This is a genomic window from Advenella sp. S44 (genome assembly GCF_002810445.1).
Classification (GTDB): domain Bacteria; phylum Pseudomonadota; class Gammaproteobacteria; order Burkholderiales; family Burkholderiaceae_B; genus Advenella.
Genome location: NZ_NEXS01000003.1, coordinates 456,398 through 473,003 on the forward strand (window position 1 = coordinate 456,398; position 16,606 = coordinate 473,003).

Consider the following 16,606-nt stretch of genomic DNA (forward strand, 5'->3'; position numbering starts at 1 on the left):
GGCGATGCAAACGCCGGCTGCAACAACCGCGTCCGGTACTGGCAGGCTTGTGCTTGCCGCAGACAAGGCACTGGGCCGCTGCGTTGAGCTGGTCGCAGTTGCCTTGATCATTCTAGAAGTTGTGATTCTGTTTTCAGGTGTTGCCGCAAGATACATACTGCATGTGCCGCTGGTGTGGACCGATGAACTGGCATCAATCCTGTTTCTGTGGTTGTCCATGCTGGGCGCTGTAATCGCGCTGCGACGCGGACAACACATGCGAATGACAGCCTTCATTGATCGTGTCTCGCCCAGGCAGCGGCTGTTGCTCGAAGGGTTTGCTTACTCTGCCTCGCTGGCTTTTCTGCTGCTGTTTCTTTATCCGGCATTTGAGTATGCCTACGAAGAATCCTATATTGTGACGCCAGCACTGGAAATCAGTAATGCATGGCATGCTGCGGCATTGCCGGCAGGTATTGCACTCATGATTCTGACTTCGGTGTTCCGCATGGTCATCAGCACAGATCGCAGGCAAATGTTGATCAGCGCCGGCGTGACGTTGACGTTGATGGTCATATTCTGGGCAGCCCACCCCCTGCTCATGGAGCTTGGTAAATTCAATCTAGTGATTTTCTTTGTGTTTGTGGTGGCCGCTTGCGTTTTTTCCGGTGTCCCGATTGCATTTTCGTTTGCGCTGGCCACGTTCGGATACCTGACTCTCACTACCCAAACGCCAATTGTGGTAATGGTAGGGCGGTTGAATGAAGGCATGTCCCATCTGATACTGCTGGCTGTGCCGCTCTTTATCTTTCTGGGGGCGCTTATTGAGATGACTGGTATGGCGCGCGCCATGATCCAGTTCCTTGCCAGTTGCCTGGGGCATGTTCGCGGCGGACTCTCTTATGTATTGATTGGCGCTATGTACCTGGTGTCCGGCATTTCGGGTTCCAAGATTGCGGATATGGCTGCTATTACGCCGGTGCTGTTTCCCGAGATGGAAAAACGGGGCGCCAAAAAAGGTGAACTCGTGGCATTGCTATCGGCCACAGGGGCGCAGACCGAAACGATTCCTCCATCTATCGTGCTGATCACTATCGGCTCGGTCACCGGCGTATCTATCGCAGCGCTTTTTACCGGGGGTATATTGCCAGCCGTTGTTCTGGGGTTGTGCCTGTGCGTGGTTGTCGGCTGGCGCTACCGTGGCGAAGACCTGACAAAGGTCGCCAAAGTGCCCAAGCGTGACATTTTCCGCTTTCTGCTAATTGCCTTGCCAGCCATCTCCTTGCCGTTTGTGATACGCGCTGCGGTGGTGGAAGGTATTGCGACAGCGACCGAGGTATCGACCATTGGCGTGGTCTATTCGATCATGCTGGGCCTGCTGGTCTATCGGCAGTTTGACTGGAAGCGTGTGACACCTATTCTGGTAGAAACGGCCACGCTCTCTGGCGCCATCATGCTGATTATTGGTTGCGCCACGGCCATGGCCTGGGCGCTCACCCAATCGGGATTTTCCAGTGACCTGGCAGCGCTGATGGCGGACGTGCCCGGAGGCGGCTATGGATTTCTGATTATCTCGGTGTTTGCATTCATCATACTGGGAAGCATTCTGGAGGGCATTCCGGCCATCGTCCTGTTCGGCCCCTTGTTGTTCCCTGTTGCGCGCGCCCTGGATATTCACGATGTGCATTATTCAATCGTTGTTATCTTTGCAATGGGTATCGGACTGTTCGCGCCACCATTTGGCGTGGGTTATTACGGCGCTTGCGCCATTGGCAAAGTCAATCAATCCGAGGGCATGCGATATATCTGGGGCTATATTGTTGCGCTGTTCGTGGGACTGATGATCGTCACGTTCGTGCCCTGGATATCTATTGGTTTTATCAAATAATTCCGATTCTCCTACAGGTTCATGATACCTGTTGCTGCAGGCATCATTTTTCTCAAATAGCTGGAACACAATATGAGTACATTCTTTGGCGAAATACGCCAACTGGGATATGTCGTCGACGATATCGAAGAGGCAATGGCCTACTGGAGTAACACGCTGGGCGTCGGCCCCTGGTATTACAACCCCAGGGTACCGATCAGAAATTATCAATATGATGGTCAGAATTACGAGCCACATAATTCAGTGGCGCTGGCCAACTCCGGTTTCGTGCAGGTCGAACTGATACAGACGCGCAACGATGTGCCCTCGATGTACCGGGATTTCCGGCAGGCGGGCCGAACGGGCTTGCAGCATGTCGCCTATTGGACAGAACACTATGATGCTGATCTTGAACGGTTGCTCAATCAGGGCTTCAAGCCGCGCATGAGCGGCGAGGTCGGCGAGCAGGGCAGGTTCATCTATTTCGATACGGAATATCATCCGGGTACAGTGATCGAGCTGTCCGAAGTGGCGGGGCCCAAAGGACGCCTGTTTGATCTGATTCGCGCTACCTCGGAAAACTGGAACGGGCAACAGGCCATTAGACCGTTTCCGGACCTGGATACATTATGAGCGAGACCGAAGTACACGCGCGTTATGTGGTGGAAACGCCGTTCGAGCCGGCCCAAGTGGCTCAAATCATGGCGGGTGAGCAATCTAGCGGTACGTTTACTCGGGTTGCTGGCGAGACCGACGAATTGCGCAGCAGAACCCGTGCTACAGTAACTGCCATTCATGAGTTGCCGGCGGGCAATGCGCCCAGCCTGCCTAATGCCTGGCTTGAGCGCAAGAATATTGGCGGCCCATGGCGGCGGGCACAAATTGATATTTCATTTCCGATAGCCAATTTTGGCGCAAACCTGGCGACATTAGCTGCGACGGTCTCGGGTAATCTGTTCGATCTGGGTGAAGTCACCGGTCTGCGTCTGGAATCGCTCACATTACCCCCTTCGTTCCGGATGCGTTTTGCCTTGCCATGCCTGGGCGTTGAAGGCACACGGTCCAGTATTGGCGTGACTGACGGCGTCATGGTTGGCACTATCATAAAGCCCAATGTCGGCATGAGTGCGGCGCAAACCGCCGCGCTGGTCAAAACCCTTTGCGAGGCCGGCGTTGACTTTATCAAGGACGACGAGGTGTGTGCCAATCCGGACCATGCTCCGCTTGCCCAGCGTGTGCCCGCAGTGATGGCGGTCATCCGTGAACATGCCCAGCGCACCGGAAAAAAGGTGATGATGGCATTCAATATCAGCGATGATTTGGATAGTATGCGGCGTCACGCCGAGCTGGTCGAGCAGCAGGAAGGGACCTGCATAATGGCCAGCCTCAATTATTGTGGGTTCTCGGCAATCCAGAGTTTAAGAAACAGCACGTCGCTGGCGATTCATGGACATCGTAACGGTTTTGGAGCACTCTCGCGGCACCCCATGCTGGGTATGGCATATCAACCGTATCAAACGTTGTGGCGGCTGGCGGGGGTGGACCATATGCATGTGCATGGCTTGCAGGGAAAATTCTCACAGTCAGATAGCGAGGTGATAGCCGCAGCATCCGACTCCCTGACGCGCATGTCTGACACGGTCGATGACCGGGTGTTGCCGGTGTTCTCCTCGGGACAATGGGCCGGTACGGTGCCGGTGACCTGGCAATCGGTCCAAAGCCAGGACCTGTTGTTCATGTCGGGCGGAGGCATCCTGGCCCATCCAATGGGGCCGACGGCCGGTGTGATTAGCTTGCGCCAGGCCTGGGCTGCACAGCAGGAAGGGATAGCGCTGGAGCAATTCGCTCGTAATATGCCCGAACTTAAAGCTGCACTGGCATTCTTTGGCGACAAGCAATCATGAGTCTGAAGTTCGGCTGGTATGGTGATGATTTTACCGGGGCAACCGATACGCTTGCCGTTGCGGCGCGCGCAAACCTGCGTAGCATCCTGTTTCTGGACGTGCCCACCGACGCGCAACTGGCGCGTGTCGGTCCGCTGGATGCAATTGGTATAGCCGGTACAGCTCGTGGCATGGACCCCCAACAAATGCAGGACTATCTACCCCAAATCGGCAACTTCTTCCGGGACCAGCATGTGCCGGTGCTGCATTACAAATGTTGTTCCACTTTTGACAGTGCGGCGCATACCGGTAATCTTGCGGCCGCAGTCAGGATCCTGGGCGATTATGTGGGAGCGCCGTTTGCCCTGTTTGTTGGTGGACAGCCCGATATTGGCCGTTACTGCTGTTTCGGCAATCTATTTGCCGCTGCCGGCGAGTCGGGTCAGGTGTATCGTATTGACAGGCATCCCACGATGCAGTGTCATCCGGTGACACCGATGCATGAAGCCGACCTGAGATTGCATCTGCAATCGCAGGCAATGGCAGATGTTACTAATATTCCTTATACGGCATATCAACAGCACCCGGCCCTCCTTGATGCGCAAGTGGATCGATCCGTTCAGAGCTACCGTAGCGCCAACGCCAACGGCAAAATGAACACAGGCGTACTTTTCGACGTTTCTGATAGTAGGCAACTCGCAAGCGTGGGGCGACAGATCCTGCGTATCGTCAATGACCATAGCACAGCATTGGTTGTTGGCTCAAGTGTGGTGCTGCAGGCGGTGGTGGCAGCAGAAAACATCGGCGAAAGCTTCCATCGCGCTCCAGAGCGCGTGATGGGCGACCCGCAACGTCCGGTACAAACCGGCCCGACCTTCGTGCTGGCGGCAAGCCTGTCTCCGGTTACCGCCGCGCAGGTTCAGGCTGCCAGCGGATATGTGAAGCTGCCGTTGAAGGCACGCTCGCTGTTGAATGACGCTGTTTACCGGACTGAGCAATGTCAACGTATTTGCGATGAGCTGAATGCTAACCGTAATGTGCTGGCCTACGTTGACCAGAAAAACGGGCGCGACTGCGCAATAAAATCGGGGGACCTGGCCACGGCGACGGCCCGGTTTGTACATTTGACGCTGCAATTGTCGGCCGAACGGGGTATACGCATGGGTCAGCTTGGCATTGCAGGTGGAGATACCTCAAGCCAGGCGATCGCGCACCTGGGTGTGTGGGCATTGTCTTATTCAACCGTACTGTCGCCCGGAGTGACCGTTTGCTCGATGCATAGCGACAACCCTGCACTACACGGCTTGACTGTCATGTTAAAGGGCGGGCAGATGGGCAGCGAGGATATTTTCGATAAATTTCGGCAGTGCCGGTATTCTGATACAGCACAAGAATAGTTGCAAACAACCGGAATAATTTATTGTGAGACTATTAAAAGTTGAAAAACTGACTTGTTTCTCATTCACAAAGGCAGGATTGAAGGTTGTGTTCAAAATAAGCGGCATCTTAAGATGCCGCTTATTGAGTACCGATATATATGTTACGGGACAGGGTGTCAATTGAACGCAGGTTCGAGCTTTTCACCTTGTAGCATAATTCTATATAGATATCGATATTCTTCAGGGTCATAATCGGCATTTGCCTGATGCATCACACTGCGATTGTCCCAAATAACAAGATCACCTGCACGCCACTGATGACGATATTCATATTTGGATTGGGTCGCGTGTGCATAAAGCTGCTCAATAAGTGCAAACCCTTCTTCGGGATCCATACCTTCGATCCCTTCCATACGGCCGGTATTCAGGTATAGGGCTGGACGCGCGCTTATAGGATGCCTGATAACGATCGGTTGTATGACATTCGGGATCGCAGCATACTCTTCCGGCGTGAGTTTGGCAAAGCTGCGCGGGCTCCTGCTGCTTTCATATACATGTTTGGAAAATAATCGGGATATTTTCTCTTTCATATCGTCGGAAAGATCGTCATAGGCTTTTCTTACATCAACGAACTGTGTATCACCACCATATGAAGGTATTTCAACTGCGACGAGACTCGTTGCCATTGGAGGTGCCAGATAATTTGAATGATCGGTATGATAATTTTCACCTCGTACCTGCAGTTTTCCATTTTTTCTTGGGAGATCCCGTGTCGAATTACATCCGACCAGGGGATAGTCGGGGAGGACAAACTTCTTTAGCTGTTGATCCATGAGCTGACCAAATATTCTGCCTGCCTCAATAAATTGTGGAGGAGTCAGATGCTGGTCTCGAAAGACCAGCACGGCGTGTTCAACAAAGAGGTCGTTCAGTTCCTTTTTTATCGCATCGTTCACGGGCCTGGTCAGATCAATATTCGAGATTTCTGCACCAAAGACGTTATTGATAGGTGAAACTTGTAAATTCATGACTATGTCTCCTGTGTAATGGCCTTAACGGCTAAGTCCTGTTTGTCTGGCAACCGTTGCCCATCTGTCCGTTTCAGCAGTGATTTTTTTTGTGAAATCCTCGCGACTGCTACCCTGTATTTGCGCTCCTTCACTTGCCAAACTGTCTTTCAGTTTGCTATCGGAAAGCACTGCATTGATGTTTTCGTGGAGTGACTGGACCACTTTGCTGGGCGTTCCTTTCGGAGCCATGATGCCCCACCAGTTGCTCGCATCGACGTCAATTCCTTCTTCTTTAAGTGTCGGAATATCTGGAATCAGTGCAACTCGCTCCGGTCCTGCGATAGACAGTATTTTCACTTTTCCAGAGTTTATGTACGGCTGCATCTGAATCAAACTGCCTAAGGCGACCTGCACGTTTCCCGAGGCCAGATCGACAAGAGCAGGAGCACCACCCCTGTACTGGACGACGGTCAAGTCCGCGCCCGTTTTTAGCTTGAACAACTCGATAGCAAAATGTTGAAAGCTCGCTACACCTGAAGAGCCAAAATTTACCTTTCCGGGGTTTTCCTTCGTGTAGGAAATAAGCTCCTTGATCGAGTTGACAGGCAGAGATGCGTTGACTGCAATGACGCTTGGGCCCTGTCCTAACATTGCGACTGGAACAAATGAATCGACTGGATCGTAGTTCAGTTTCATGACAGACGGATTCATAGTGAATGTGGAGGAGATTAGTAAAAGCGTATTGCCGTTAGGCGCGGCTCTGGCGGCTTTTTCCGACCCGATCGTGCCTCCTGCTCCTGGTTTGTTTTCTATGATGACGCTGCGATGAAGGCGAGCAGTGAGTAAATTCGCTACTGCGCGGCCTACAATGTCGTTACTGCCGCCCGGAGCGAAAGGCACAATGATCTGTAACGGCTGTGATGATTCCTCGGCTTGCGCCCAGCCCTGTGCAAACGCAAATAATCCGCATAAACTCAGTGTGTATCGCAGGACTTTACGCCGAATGGCTAATTTTGTGTTAGTCATGAGTTGTCTCCTCTAGGACATAATCTCGATTTCAAGAATTGAAACCGTAGAGTTTTCTCGGGTTATCCACGAGTATTTTTTGTAGATGGTCGTCAAAATCAGTCCAGATCGCGATGCGATTGAGCGCTTGAATGTCATCCACATCGTTGAATGGCTCAATGCGCGCTTTGCTGCGGGGCTGACCAGCTTGTGCACCGGGATGCGGCCAGTCGCTTCCCCAAATGACGCGTTCAGGATTGGCTTCTATCAGTGAGCGAGCTATCGGTTCGACGTCGGCGCAGTCGGTAAGAGTAGAAATGCGCTGAGCTGCGGACATTTTTACCCAAACTTTTCCAAGCGCCATCAGATCTAGCAGTCGCGGGAATCCTACTTGCTCATTTCCCAGGGAGGCGCTTGCCTGAGAAAAATGATCGACAACGACGTCGGTAGGAAGCGAAAGGATGGTTTTGTACAAGTGATCCAATACCTGCAGATTGGTAAATATTTGTATATGCCACCCGAATGCAGCGATTCGGTCGGCTATCCATTGCAACTCGTTTTCCGCGTATAAGGGATCACTGATTCCGTGAGTCTGCAGATTGACGCGAGCGCCTCTGATCCCTCCTTCATGCATTGCCCTCAATTGTGAGTCTGTTGTGTACCGGTCGATTACCGCAACGCCTCTTCCTATTTGCGGTATTTGGTTTAAAGCGTCCAACAGACAAGAATTGTCTGATCCGTACGGTGACGGCTGCACCAGAACAACCCTACCTAGTTGGCAATCGTTCAAATGTGATAACAACCCGCTCAACGGAGCAAATGCCGGTGTGTAAGTCCGCTGTGGTGAGAGCGGGTACAAATCGTGCCTTTCAAAAATATGCGTATGACAGTCGCATGCGTTTTCTGGCATGACAAACTCTATCGTGCTGCTATTGTCTTGTCGCATGATTACCTCGCTTTTCGCAGTCCATCACGTATATTGAATATCGGAGACCTGTTTTGCCTTAGTAGTACACGCTGACAGCAAAAATGCGATATCAGTTCCGGTGGAGACATATCTGGCGCCCATTTTCACAAATTTCTCTACCAGGTCAGGTCTGGACGACAGCCCTCCGACGCCACAATGCTTTCCTGCTTTCTTACATGCCGCGATGGTGGTTGAAAATGCTTTTTCGACCAAAGGGTGATCGTATTGACCTGGAATACCCATATCGGCCGTCAGATCGTTGGTCCCGATCAATACCATGTCGACACCGTCGACAGCCACTATTTCATCTGCTTTGTCCACTGAACAAGCCGTTTCAAATTGAACGATAACCATTGTTGCTTTGTTCAAGACTGGATAAGCCTGGGCTGCTGGAATGGCTCGGTACTCCAAATGCGGAAGCCCGCCAGCCGCAGAGCGATCCCCCTCTGGCTGGAATTTTGCATAGGAAACGATCTTCTGTGCTTCGTGCGCGGATGTAATGTGAGGTGCAATAATGCCTAGCGCACCGGCATCGAGCACACGAGAAATCCATTCCGGACTTTTTGCCGGTACACGGACGAACGGAGCGATGCCGATACTGAGTGCTGCCATACAGATTTGTCCAGTAGTATCTACGGAGAGACTACTGTGCTCCATATCGATATATATAGAGTCGAACCCTGCCGTTTTAGCAATTTGAGCAATTTCGATTCCGCGGACCAGGCGCACAGTCATTGAAGAGACGAGCTCGTTTTTTGCCAGTTTTTCACGAACATTGTTTTTCAGAATATCGTGGGCTTGCGTGTTCATTTGTTTTTCCTATTGCGTGAATGGAGATGTCTGTTTCTTGGCGGCGTCAGTTGACCTGGTTGACGGGCGGCTGCCCATTCAAGACATCTATGACCTGCTGTGCAACCAGCAATGAACTTCTTTCCTGTGTTTCCCGGGTGCCGCCGGCCGCATGTGGTGTTGCAACTACATTGGGAAGAGAGAGAAGAGGATGATCAGAGGGCGGAGGCTCCTGTTCGAACACATCCAGTCCGGCCCCAAAGAGATGTCCGCCGTCCATGACCTCAAATAAAGCCTTTTCGTCGATAATTCCGCCTCGCGAGGTGTTTACAATTACGGCATCTGCTTTCATTGCCTTGAGCTGACCGTGTCCGATCAAATGGCGACTTTCCGGCGTCAGGGGAAGATGGAGCGAAAGGACATGCGCCTGTGCCAGCACTTGTTCCAGTGTGTGGCAGCGGATATGAGGAATGTCACTCCAGGCGTTTTCCGGCGCATAAGGGTCATATGTGACGATCTGGGCTCCAAACGCACCGATCCATTTTTTTGCTACGCGCGTGCTGATATTGCCCATGCCTATCAGACCGACAGTTTTTCCTTCCATCTGTATGCCCAAATGATCGGGGCGAACGATTTTTTCTCCGGCACGCAACATGCGATCAAACCGTGCAATACGGCGCGTAACGCTAAGCGCCAAAGAAAACGCCAGCTCGGCCACTGCTTCGCTATTGACGCCAGGAGTTCTGCATACTGGTATATTGTGTCGTTTTGCCGCTTCCAGATCGATGGTGTCTACACCGACGCCTTGTTTGCAAATGATTTTTACATTTTTCGCTCTGGTCAGATCGGCTTCGGTGACGGGGGTCATTCTGACCATGACGCCATCAGCGTTTTCCGGCCAATTGACAATTTCCGGGTCAGGCCAGCAGACAACGTCTGCATGCTGTTTTGCCAGCTTGATACCTGCTTCGTGAAACGCATCTAATATGTAGATTTTTTTCATGTTTGGTCACACTTATGGTAAATAATTATTACTGTTTAGGAATACCTGCGGCCTCAATGACGTGCTTCCACCAGTCTGTGTCTGAGCGAAGTAATTGAGTCATTTGTCCGGGTGTATTGGCTTTTGCAGTTACGCCCAAGAGTTGAAATTGTTGTTGCGTGTCGCTGGCTTGTACTGCCTGATGAATTGCGGAATTGAGCTTGGCAATGATTTCAGGCGGTGTTCCCCGGGGGGCGGCCAATCCATTCCATGCGGAGACGGCATAATCCGACAGACCACTTTCGCTTATGGTGGGAACATCAGGTAGTCCTGAAAAACGACTTTTCTCTGTAACTGCGATAGCTCGAATATCGCCGGACGAGACGTGGGGAATAAGAGGGGCAATTGTTTCGAAAGCGGCATCAACATCACCGGCTCGCACAGCGCGAATAACGTCTGCGGAAGATTTGTACGGCACGATATTGATATCCAATCCGGCCATCGATTTGAACATTTGTGCTGAAAGGTATTGAGCGCTGCCTACAGAAACAGTGGCAATAAAAAAGTCTTTTTGTTTCGATTTCGCTTGCTTGACCAGACTCTGGAGTGTATGCATCTCAGATTTGCCGTTGACGATCAATGCAAATCCGAATGTGCCGATCAATGAGACCATGTCGAAATCTTCGATAGGATCAAAAGGGAGAGACTTAAAAAGGGAGGGCGTCATCGCGAAATTGCCGGCAGCAATAAAATTTAATGTATAGCCATCAGGCTTGGTTTTTTGTGCCATTTGTGACGCTACTATGCCGCCGGCGCCGGGCCGGTTTTCAACGACAAAAGCCTGGCCCAATGATTGAGATAATTTTTGCGCGATGATCCGTATTGTCAGGTCGCCGGTTCCGCCTGGCCCATATCCAACGACAATCTTTACCGGCCTGTCGGGATAGTCGGTGACGGCGGCCCCGACACTTGCCGTACCGATCCCCAGCGCCACCAGGCCACAAACGATCACCGCACTCAACAAGCGTGCCAGGGTAGAAGTTTTCATTTTTGCTCCATTGTATTCTGTTGAAGAGATTCATATGAATCGCCAGGTTATTATTGTTGAGCGAATTATGACCGGGGGGGGCAATAGGTAGCAAATCGTTTTTTATGGGTGGTTCATAACCTATACTTATGGCTGCCGTTACCTACCGGACCATCGCAATGATTAATTTTCGTCATCTTGAGGTGTTTCACGCCATAATGAGAACAGGTTCGATCACCGCAGCTGCGCGATCATTGCATGTCTCGCAGCCGGCAGTCAGCGAGATGCTCAAGCAGGCGGAATCACGGATGAAAATTCAGCTATTCGAGCGAACGGGCGGCCGGTTGATTCCTACAGCAGAAGCGCGTGCACTGTTTCCAGATGTCGCGGCGGTATTCGGCCGACTCGATGCCGTTGATCGGCAGGTCCAGGATTTGGCAGGAGGCAGGTTAGGCAATTTGTCGCTTGCCGCAGCCTTTCCTATCGCTAACGGCTATTTGACAAAAGCCGTGGCAAACTTTCTTCAGTCAAGGCCATCAGTCCAGGTGGCGCTTCAGTCCCTGACTTCGCCGCAAGTGGCCGAACGCGTTGCGATAGGCGAGGCGGAACTTGGTCTTGCCTACAATTATGAATCTTTGAGCAAAGCGGTGGAGGCTGAAGTGGTGGTGCATTCTGCTATTGCTTGCGTACTACCGGAGACACATCCTCTGGCAAAATATGAAGAAATCGATTTAAAGGATCTGACACCCTATCCGATAATCACCTATTTGCCTCAGGCGGTGTTAAGAGGTTATGTTGATCGCGCCCTGGCTGATGCAGGGGTGGCTCCCGTCGTCAGCGTTCAGGTCAGTTTGTCGTTAACAGGAATCATGATGTCCTATTATGGCGCGGGTATTGCACTTGTAGAGCCCTATCTGCTGACCTCGCTTACTTTTCCGGGATTGGTTGCAAGGCCGTTACGGCCATACATTGGTCTTAAAACATTGTTGATTAGAGCTGCCGGTGCACCCCGTTCGCTGGTGGCGAACGAGTTTGTCGTTGAGTTAAAAAAGACAATTTACGAAAGTCAGGAGAGATTGTTGCAGACATATGGAACTGCTTTTACCGCAGACTAGTATGAAAAATCAATCGGCGCTGGATGCGCTATTCATATTGAACGCCTGTCTTAAATTGCATCGTGCATGCATTCATGAAATATACGATTCAATAATTGCATATCTTTTCCAATCGCCGTAACATGGTAAATGCCTATTCACCCTACAGGGAGCAGCGCCATGAGCGATCATGTCTATAAGCATATTGAGTTGACGGGTTCATCAAAAACCAGCATCGAAGATGCAGTGAATAACGCACTGGCCAAAGCCAACGAGACAGTCAGGAATATTCAGTGGTTTTCAGTCACAGAGACGCGCGGACACGTTGTCGACGGCAAAGTGGCACACTGGCAGGTCAGTATTAAGGCTGGCTTTACGCTGGAGTGAACAAGCGGCGCACAGTTAATCCAGGTTCAGTGAAAGGGCCTGGATCGCCAGGCGCGCCACGTTCAGGTTCTGTTGCGCTTGCGCATCGTTTGCGTCCTGAGTGAACCAGACCGCAGACAGCCCGGCGAATGCCAAGATCCAACATAATAAACGGCGATGATTCAGGTCGGCCGCCTGCGATACGACTTGAACCTGGCGAGTGAAGCGAATCGGGTCCTCTGCCGTTGGTAAATCCGGATTGACGATCAGATTGGCGTAGTCAAAGCCTCGTTCGCCGATTAAGCCTTTGGGATCGATGGCTAGCCAGCCACGGGCGTCAAAGTCCAGAATGTTGTCGTGGTGAATGTCTCCGTGCAGCACCACAATATCCTGAGGTTCGGCCAGCAGCCGCTGCGCCTGAGAGCAACACCGTCGCAAAATCGGGTTATTCCCGGCGGCTTCGGTCAAATCATCGAACCACAAATGCAATGGGATCAACTCGGGTCGATCCGATGCGCGCAGCGTATTGGCATGCAACTGAGCCACCGTCTGACAGGCAATCTGGCTCGCCTGGTCATCGCTGCCGTGTAATGCCATATGCATCAGAGATCGCTCGCCCTGGGCTCGTTCCATCACCAGTGCATTGGTGCTACGGAAAAAAATCCTGGCTGCGCCATGGCCCTGCCACCATTCCAATACCCCGGCGCCTCGTATTTCGTGCTCATCGCCAGTCACCTTGAGCATTGCCGCGATATTGTCTATTTTGACCGGTAGCAGCCAGTTGGCCTGGGTGGCAATGGGAGCGCCGTCCTGACGCAAACCCCATTTTCTCATCCACGGCACAAAGACGTCTATCGGCGGGTCAGACGTGGCCTGCGCGCGGGTGGGCGCGTGCGGCTCTTGACCTGCAGAGCCGAGCCCCTGTTTGCCATCAGTCATCGAGCTGGTCATATTTTTTCGCATTGCCTTTGCTTTTTCCCACCGGATACTTCTGGGCATTCAGTTGTAATTTCTCCTGGGCGGCTTGCAATATGTCGATATTGAGCACCCTGCTGATAGTGAGCAGATATAGCAATACATCTGCAATTTCGTGCCGCGCCGCGCGTTGGTCTGCTTCATTCAGTTTGGCCGATTCGGCCTCGGTCTTCCATTGAAAAATCTCCACCAATTCGGCCGCTTCTACCGAAAGCGCCATGGCGATATTCTTGGGCGAGTGGTATTGATCCCAATCTCTGGCTTTAGCAAAGGCTTCAAGATCTGTCTGAATGGAGTCTAGGGTTGGTTTCATAATATCCTTGATATCTTCGGTATAGACGCGGCGTTCTTTAACGCTTTTCTCAGCATGCAGCAACGGCAGCCATTTTTCAACATAAACGGCTTGAGTATTATGCCTTTGATTGTGCCAGACTGCATAAGCGTGTTCGGTTGCGCGCAACGAAGGCAAACGTGGTCCCGATCCCGTCGGCCACAAAACCTGGCCCCAAAGCAAACTCGGCCTGGATCTGGCCCGGGTCAGCCTTGGGAACCAAGAGTTAAAGGTTTAGGCCAGCGATCTGTCCTGCTGGTGGACCGCTATGAGTTGTGACGCGTCGATCGGGTAACCGGTGTTTAAGAATAAATTGTTCATCGATCATTTCGTATTGAATTAGCAATTTTTGAATGTTGTATACAATAGGCCGGGTGAATTCTTGCTTCGGGCACAGAGACACAAAAACTGGTGAAAATCATGTCGGGTAAGCGTAGCCAGACATAGCGGCTGCGCTAGTTACGGGCAAGACAGTTACACTATCCCTTTTGTTTTCAATTGGCAGTGACTTGGTCAGCTATAACAATTTTTTCAGACAAGAGGGTAATGACAAACACGAATACGAATACTCAGCCTGACCTGGTCAGAAGCAAGCAGGATAGTCGGGCAGGCTGGATGGTACTAATTTTGACTTTGACCATCCAGGCTCTGGCGACCATGGTATTGCTAGTGCCTCCGGTGATGGCTCCGGTGCTTTCAGCCCAGTTGGACGTGCCTGCTGGTTACATCGGTTTTTATATTGCAGTGGCCTACCTGTCCGCGATGTTAAGTAGCCTGAGTGCGGGCGCGATGCTGACTACGGTGGGGCCGATCCGGCTTAGCGCCTTGTGCCTATTGTCGTCCGCCATCGGCCTGACATTGTTTCTGGTGGCGCCTTCGGTGTGGACGCTCGCATTGGCCGGTATCTTCATCGGCTTGGGGTATGGTCCGGTTACCCCGTGTAGTTCTCAGATACTGATTAAAAATACACCCATGCACCGGCTGAGTTTGATTTTTTCCATCAAGCAAACTGGCGTGCCGCTGGGTGGTGTGCTGGCTGCTATGATCATGCCTAGCCTGGAGGAGATGGTCGGCTGGCGCAGTGCCATGGGTGTAGTCTGCGCGGTGCTGTTCGCTTGCGCGGCGGTGTCGCTTTTTACCCCGCGCTCCTGGGAACCTGACGCCACCGGAATCACAAAATCTTTCAAAGAGGAGTTCTTCGGTGCCCTCAGAATGATTTATCGCATTCCGGTATTGCGGACACTGGCCATCTGTTCTTTTTGCTTTTCGGTCTGCCAGCTCACGTTAATGACATATGGCATTACCTTTCTGCATAACGAAGTTGGTATGTCGCTGGTTCTGGCTGGCGTTTATCTGTCGGTCTCCCAGGCCGCAGGGGTGATTGGGCGCATATTATGGGGCTATCTGGCCGACAATCTCCTGTCCACCTGGAGCATGTTGCTGCTGCTGGCTGCGGGTATGTTGTTGTCTGCTATTGGCGTGTTTTATATTGACGCCGGTTCAGGTCAATGGTGGACCATACTTATCTTTATCGTTTTCGGTGCCACTGCCATTGGCTGGAATGGCGTGTATCTGGCAGAGGTTGCGCGTCGTGCACCCGAAGGCAAATCGGGCTCGGTAACAGGCGGTACGCTGGCTGTGACATATCTGGGCGTTGTGTTGGGGCCGCCGGCCATCGGCCTGATATCCCAGGCGGCAGGCGGTTTCGGTTACGGCTTTCTGGCATTGTTATTGCCTACCGTCGCTTCAATCCTGTTGTTGGCCAGGACCAAACGACATTTTCAGGGGGCGTAAAGCCGAGCCCGGAACGAGTCTTCTTTGTTCGAGCAGGGCCGTCAGTCTTGGGCGTATTGATCCGGCCAGGATGTCAAGGAGCAGTCACCATCGACATGTAATAAGCCGTTGCGCCCGAAGCAAGCACGTTGCTTCCTTGGTGCTATCGATAAGCTCTTACTGCTGGGCGCTCAAAAATCATGGAGGCGTGTCGCCAAATAGCGCGGCCGGGCAGGCGAGCGCCTGAAACACTTTTGTGATCATTTTAGGGTAAACCACAATTTAAAGACATCAGATAACATACAACAATAAGACTCATAAATTAATGTTGTATTTCAGTTGGAATATTCGTGCAAGAGACAAAATCCTTTAAACGCCTACTATTAACCGGTGCTGCCGGCGGACTGGGTACCGTGCTGCGCCAAACCCTGAAGCCCTTTGCGGACACCATAAGGCTGTCGGACATCATTGCTCCTGATGACAAATCCCAGGCGGAAACGGGTGAAGAACTCGTTCTTTGCAATCTGGCTGACAAGGCATCGGTAGAGCAGTTGGTGGCGGGTTGCGATGCCATCGTGCATATGGGTGGGGTATCGGTTGAGCGTTCTTTTGAGGAAATTCTTGAGGCAAATATCAAGGGCGTGTTTCATATCTATGAAGGTGCTCGATGCCATGGTGTCAAAAGGGTGATTTTCGCCAGTTCGAATCACGCCATTGGCTTTTACCGGCAGGATGAAGTCATTGATGCCGGTGTACCGCGCCGCCCCGATGGCTATTACGGTTTATCCAAAGCCTATGGCGAAGAAATGGCCAGTTTCTATTTCGATCGTTATGGCATTGAAACGGTCAGTATCCGTATAGGATCCTGCTTTCCGGTTGCGAAAGACCGGCGCATGATGCACACATGGATTAGTTCCCGCGATTTGACAGAACTCATCCGTTGCGCTCTCGTCACAGAGGGAGTGGGGCATACGATTGTGTATGGGATGTCCGATAACAAGCAAGTGTGGTGGGACAATCACCTTGCGGCCAGGCTTAACTTCGTGGCGCAGGACACATCGGAAATATTCCGCGAGCAGGTTGAGCGTCAACCCATGCCTGCCGCCGATGATCCCGTGGCCGTCTACCAGGGAGGCGCGTTCACCGCCCAGGGGCCGTTCGAGTAAAACCAATGACTGC

The 16,606-nt window shown here is 51.9% G+C and carries 16 protein-coding genes; 8 read left to right on the forward strand and 8 right to left on the reverse strand.

The features are described from left to right. The first annotated feature begins 4 nt into the window (after positions 1-4). From CAP48_RS06110 to CAP48_RS06125, 4 genes are all read left to right on the forward strand, one after another. Positions 5-1,867, forward strand: coding sequence for a TRAP transporter large permease subunit (locus tag CAP48_RS06110; RefSeq protein ID WP_242444434.1), 1,863 nt, complete (start codon positions 5-7; stop codon positions 1,865-1,867). Between the two features lie 72 nt (positions 1,868-1,939). Further along, the gene (locus CAP48_RS06115) at positions 1,940-2,479 is read left to right on the forward strand and encodes a VOC family protein (RefSeq protein ID WP_100695124.1); all 540 of its coding nucleotides are present in this window, start codon (positions 1,940-1,942) and stop codon (positions 2,477-2,479) included. After that, positions 2,476-3,750, forward strand: a complete 1,275-nt coding sequence (locus CAP48_RS06120) for a ribulose-bisphosphate carboxylase large subunit family protein (RefSeq protein ID WP_100695125.1) — start codon at positions 2,476-2,478, stop codon at positions 3,748-3,750. Before CAP48_RS06115 ends, CAP48_RS06120 begins: the two co-directional genes overlap by 4 nt. Then, complete coding sequence (locus tag CAP48_RS06125) at positions 3,747-5,126, forward strand: four-carbon acid sugar kinase family protein (protein WP_100695126.1); 1,380 nt, start codon at positions 3,747-3,749, stop codon at positions 5,124-5,126. Before CAP48_RS06120 ends, CAP48_RS06125 begins: the two co-directional genes overlap by 4 nt. A 158-nt stretch (positions 5,127-5,284) precedes the next feature. Here the strand turns inward: CAP48_RS06125 and CAP48_RS06130 are convergent, their stop codons facing one another. Genes CAP48_RS06130 through CAP48_RS06155 form a run of 6 tightly spaced genes read right to left on the reverse strand, consistent with a single transcriptional unit; the run spans position 5,285 to position 10,909 of the window. After that, complete coding sequence (locus tag CAP48_RS06130; protein WP_100695127.1) at positions 5,285-6,136, reverse strand: TauD/TfdA family dioxygenase; 852 nt, start codon at positions 6,134-6,136, stop codon at positions 5,285-5,287. Positions 6,137-6,160: 24 nt separating this feature from the next. Next, the gene (locus tag CAP48_RS06135) at positions 6,161-7,144 is read right to left on the reverse strand and encodes a tripartite tricarboxylate transporter substrate binding protein (RefSeq protein ID WP_100695128.1); all 984 of its coding nucleotides are present in this window, start codon (positions 7,142-7,144) and stop codon (positions 6,161-6,163) included. A 31-nt stretch (positions 7,145-7,175) separates the two neighbouring features. Continuing rightward, entirely contained in the window at positions 7,176-8,069 is an 894-nt protein-coding gene (locus CAP48_RS06140) for an amidohydrolase (RefSeq protein WP_100695129.1), read from the reverse strand. Between the two features lie 24 nt (positions 8,070-8,093). Beyond that, positions 8,094-8,900 carry an HpcH/HpaI aldolase/citrate lyase family protein gene (locus CAP48_RS06145; protein ID WP_100695130.1) on the reverse strand — a complete coding sequence of 269 codons (807 nt, stop codon included), beginning with the start codon at positions 8,898-8,900 and terminating at the stop codon, positions 8,094-8,096. A 46-nt stretch (positions 8,901-8,946) separates the two neighbouring features. Then, positions 8,947-9,882 (reverse strand): D-isomer specific 2-hydroxyacid dehydrogenase family protein, encoded by a 936-nt coding sequence (locus CAP48_RS06150; RefSeq protein WP_100695131.1) that lies wholly within the window; start codon positions 9,880-9,882, stop codon positions 8,947-8,949. A 28-nt stretch (positions 9,883-9,910) separates the two neighbouring features. Then, positions 9,911-10,909, reverse strand: coding sequence for a tripartite tricarboxylate transporter substrate binding protein (locus CAP48_RS06155; RefSeq protein WP_100695132.1), 999 nt, complete (start codon positions 10,907-10,909; stop codon positions 9,911-9,913). 158 nt (positions 10,910-11,067) lie between these two features. Here CAP48_RS06155 and CAP48_RS06160 point away from each other — a divergent pair, with 158 nt between their 5' ends. Beyond that, on the forward strand, positions 11,068-12,003 hold the full coding sequence (locus CAP48_RS06160; RefSeq protein ID WP_100696654.1) for a LysR family transcriptional regulator: 936 nt from the start codon (positions 11,068-11,070) through the stop codon (positions 12,001-12,003). Between the two features lie 159 nt (positions 12,004-12,162). Then, the gene (locus CAP48_RS06165) at positions 12,163-12,369 is read left to right on the forward strand and encodes a dodecin (RefSeq protein ID WP_100695133.1); all 207 of its coding nucleotides are present in this window, start codon (positions 12,163-12,165) and stop codon (positions 12,367-12,369) included. Positions 12,370-12,384: 15 nt separating this feature from the next. Here the strand turns inward: CAP48_RS06165 and CAP48_RS06170 are convergent, their stop codons facing one another. Both CAP48_RS06170 and CAP48_RS06175 read right to left on the reverse strand, forming a co-directional pair. Then, positions 12,385-13,311, reverse strand: coding sequence for an aminoglycoside phosphotransferase family protein (locus CAP48_RS06170; RefSeq protein WP_242444347.1), 927 nt, complete (start codon positions 13,309-13,311; stop codon positions 12,385-12,387). Then, complete coding sequence (locus CAP48_RS06175) at positions 13,280-13,636, reverse strand: nucleotide pyrophosphohydrolase (protein WP_100696656.1); 357 nt, start codon at positions 13,634-13,636, stop codon at positions 13,280-13,282. The genes CAP48_RS06170 and CAP48_RS06175 overlap by 32 nt, the downstream gene beginning before the upstream one ends. A gap of 564 nt (positions 13,637-14,200) precedes the next feature. Between CAP48_RS06175 and CAP48_RS06180 the strand changes: the two genes are divergently transcribed. Together CAP48_RS06180 and CAP48_RS06185 are read left to right on the forward strand one after the other, a co-directional pair. Beyond that, positions 14,201-15,448: an MFS transporter gene (locus CAP48_RS06180; protein WP_100695135.1), complete on the forward strand. Its 1,248-nt coding sequence runs from the start codon at positions 14,201-14,203 to the stop codon at positions 15,446-15,448. Between the two features lie 329 nt (positions 15,449-15,777). Then, positions 15,778-16,593: an NAD(P)-dependent oxidoreductase gene (locus CAP48_RS06185; protein ID WP_100695136.1), complete on the forward strand. Its 816-nt coding sequence runs from the start codon at positions 15,778-15,780 to the stop codon at positions 16,591-16,593. Positions 16,594-16,606 lie beyond the last annotated feature (13 nt).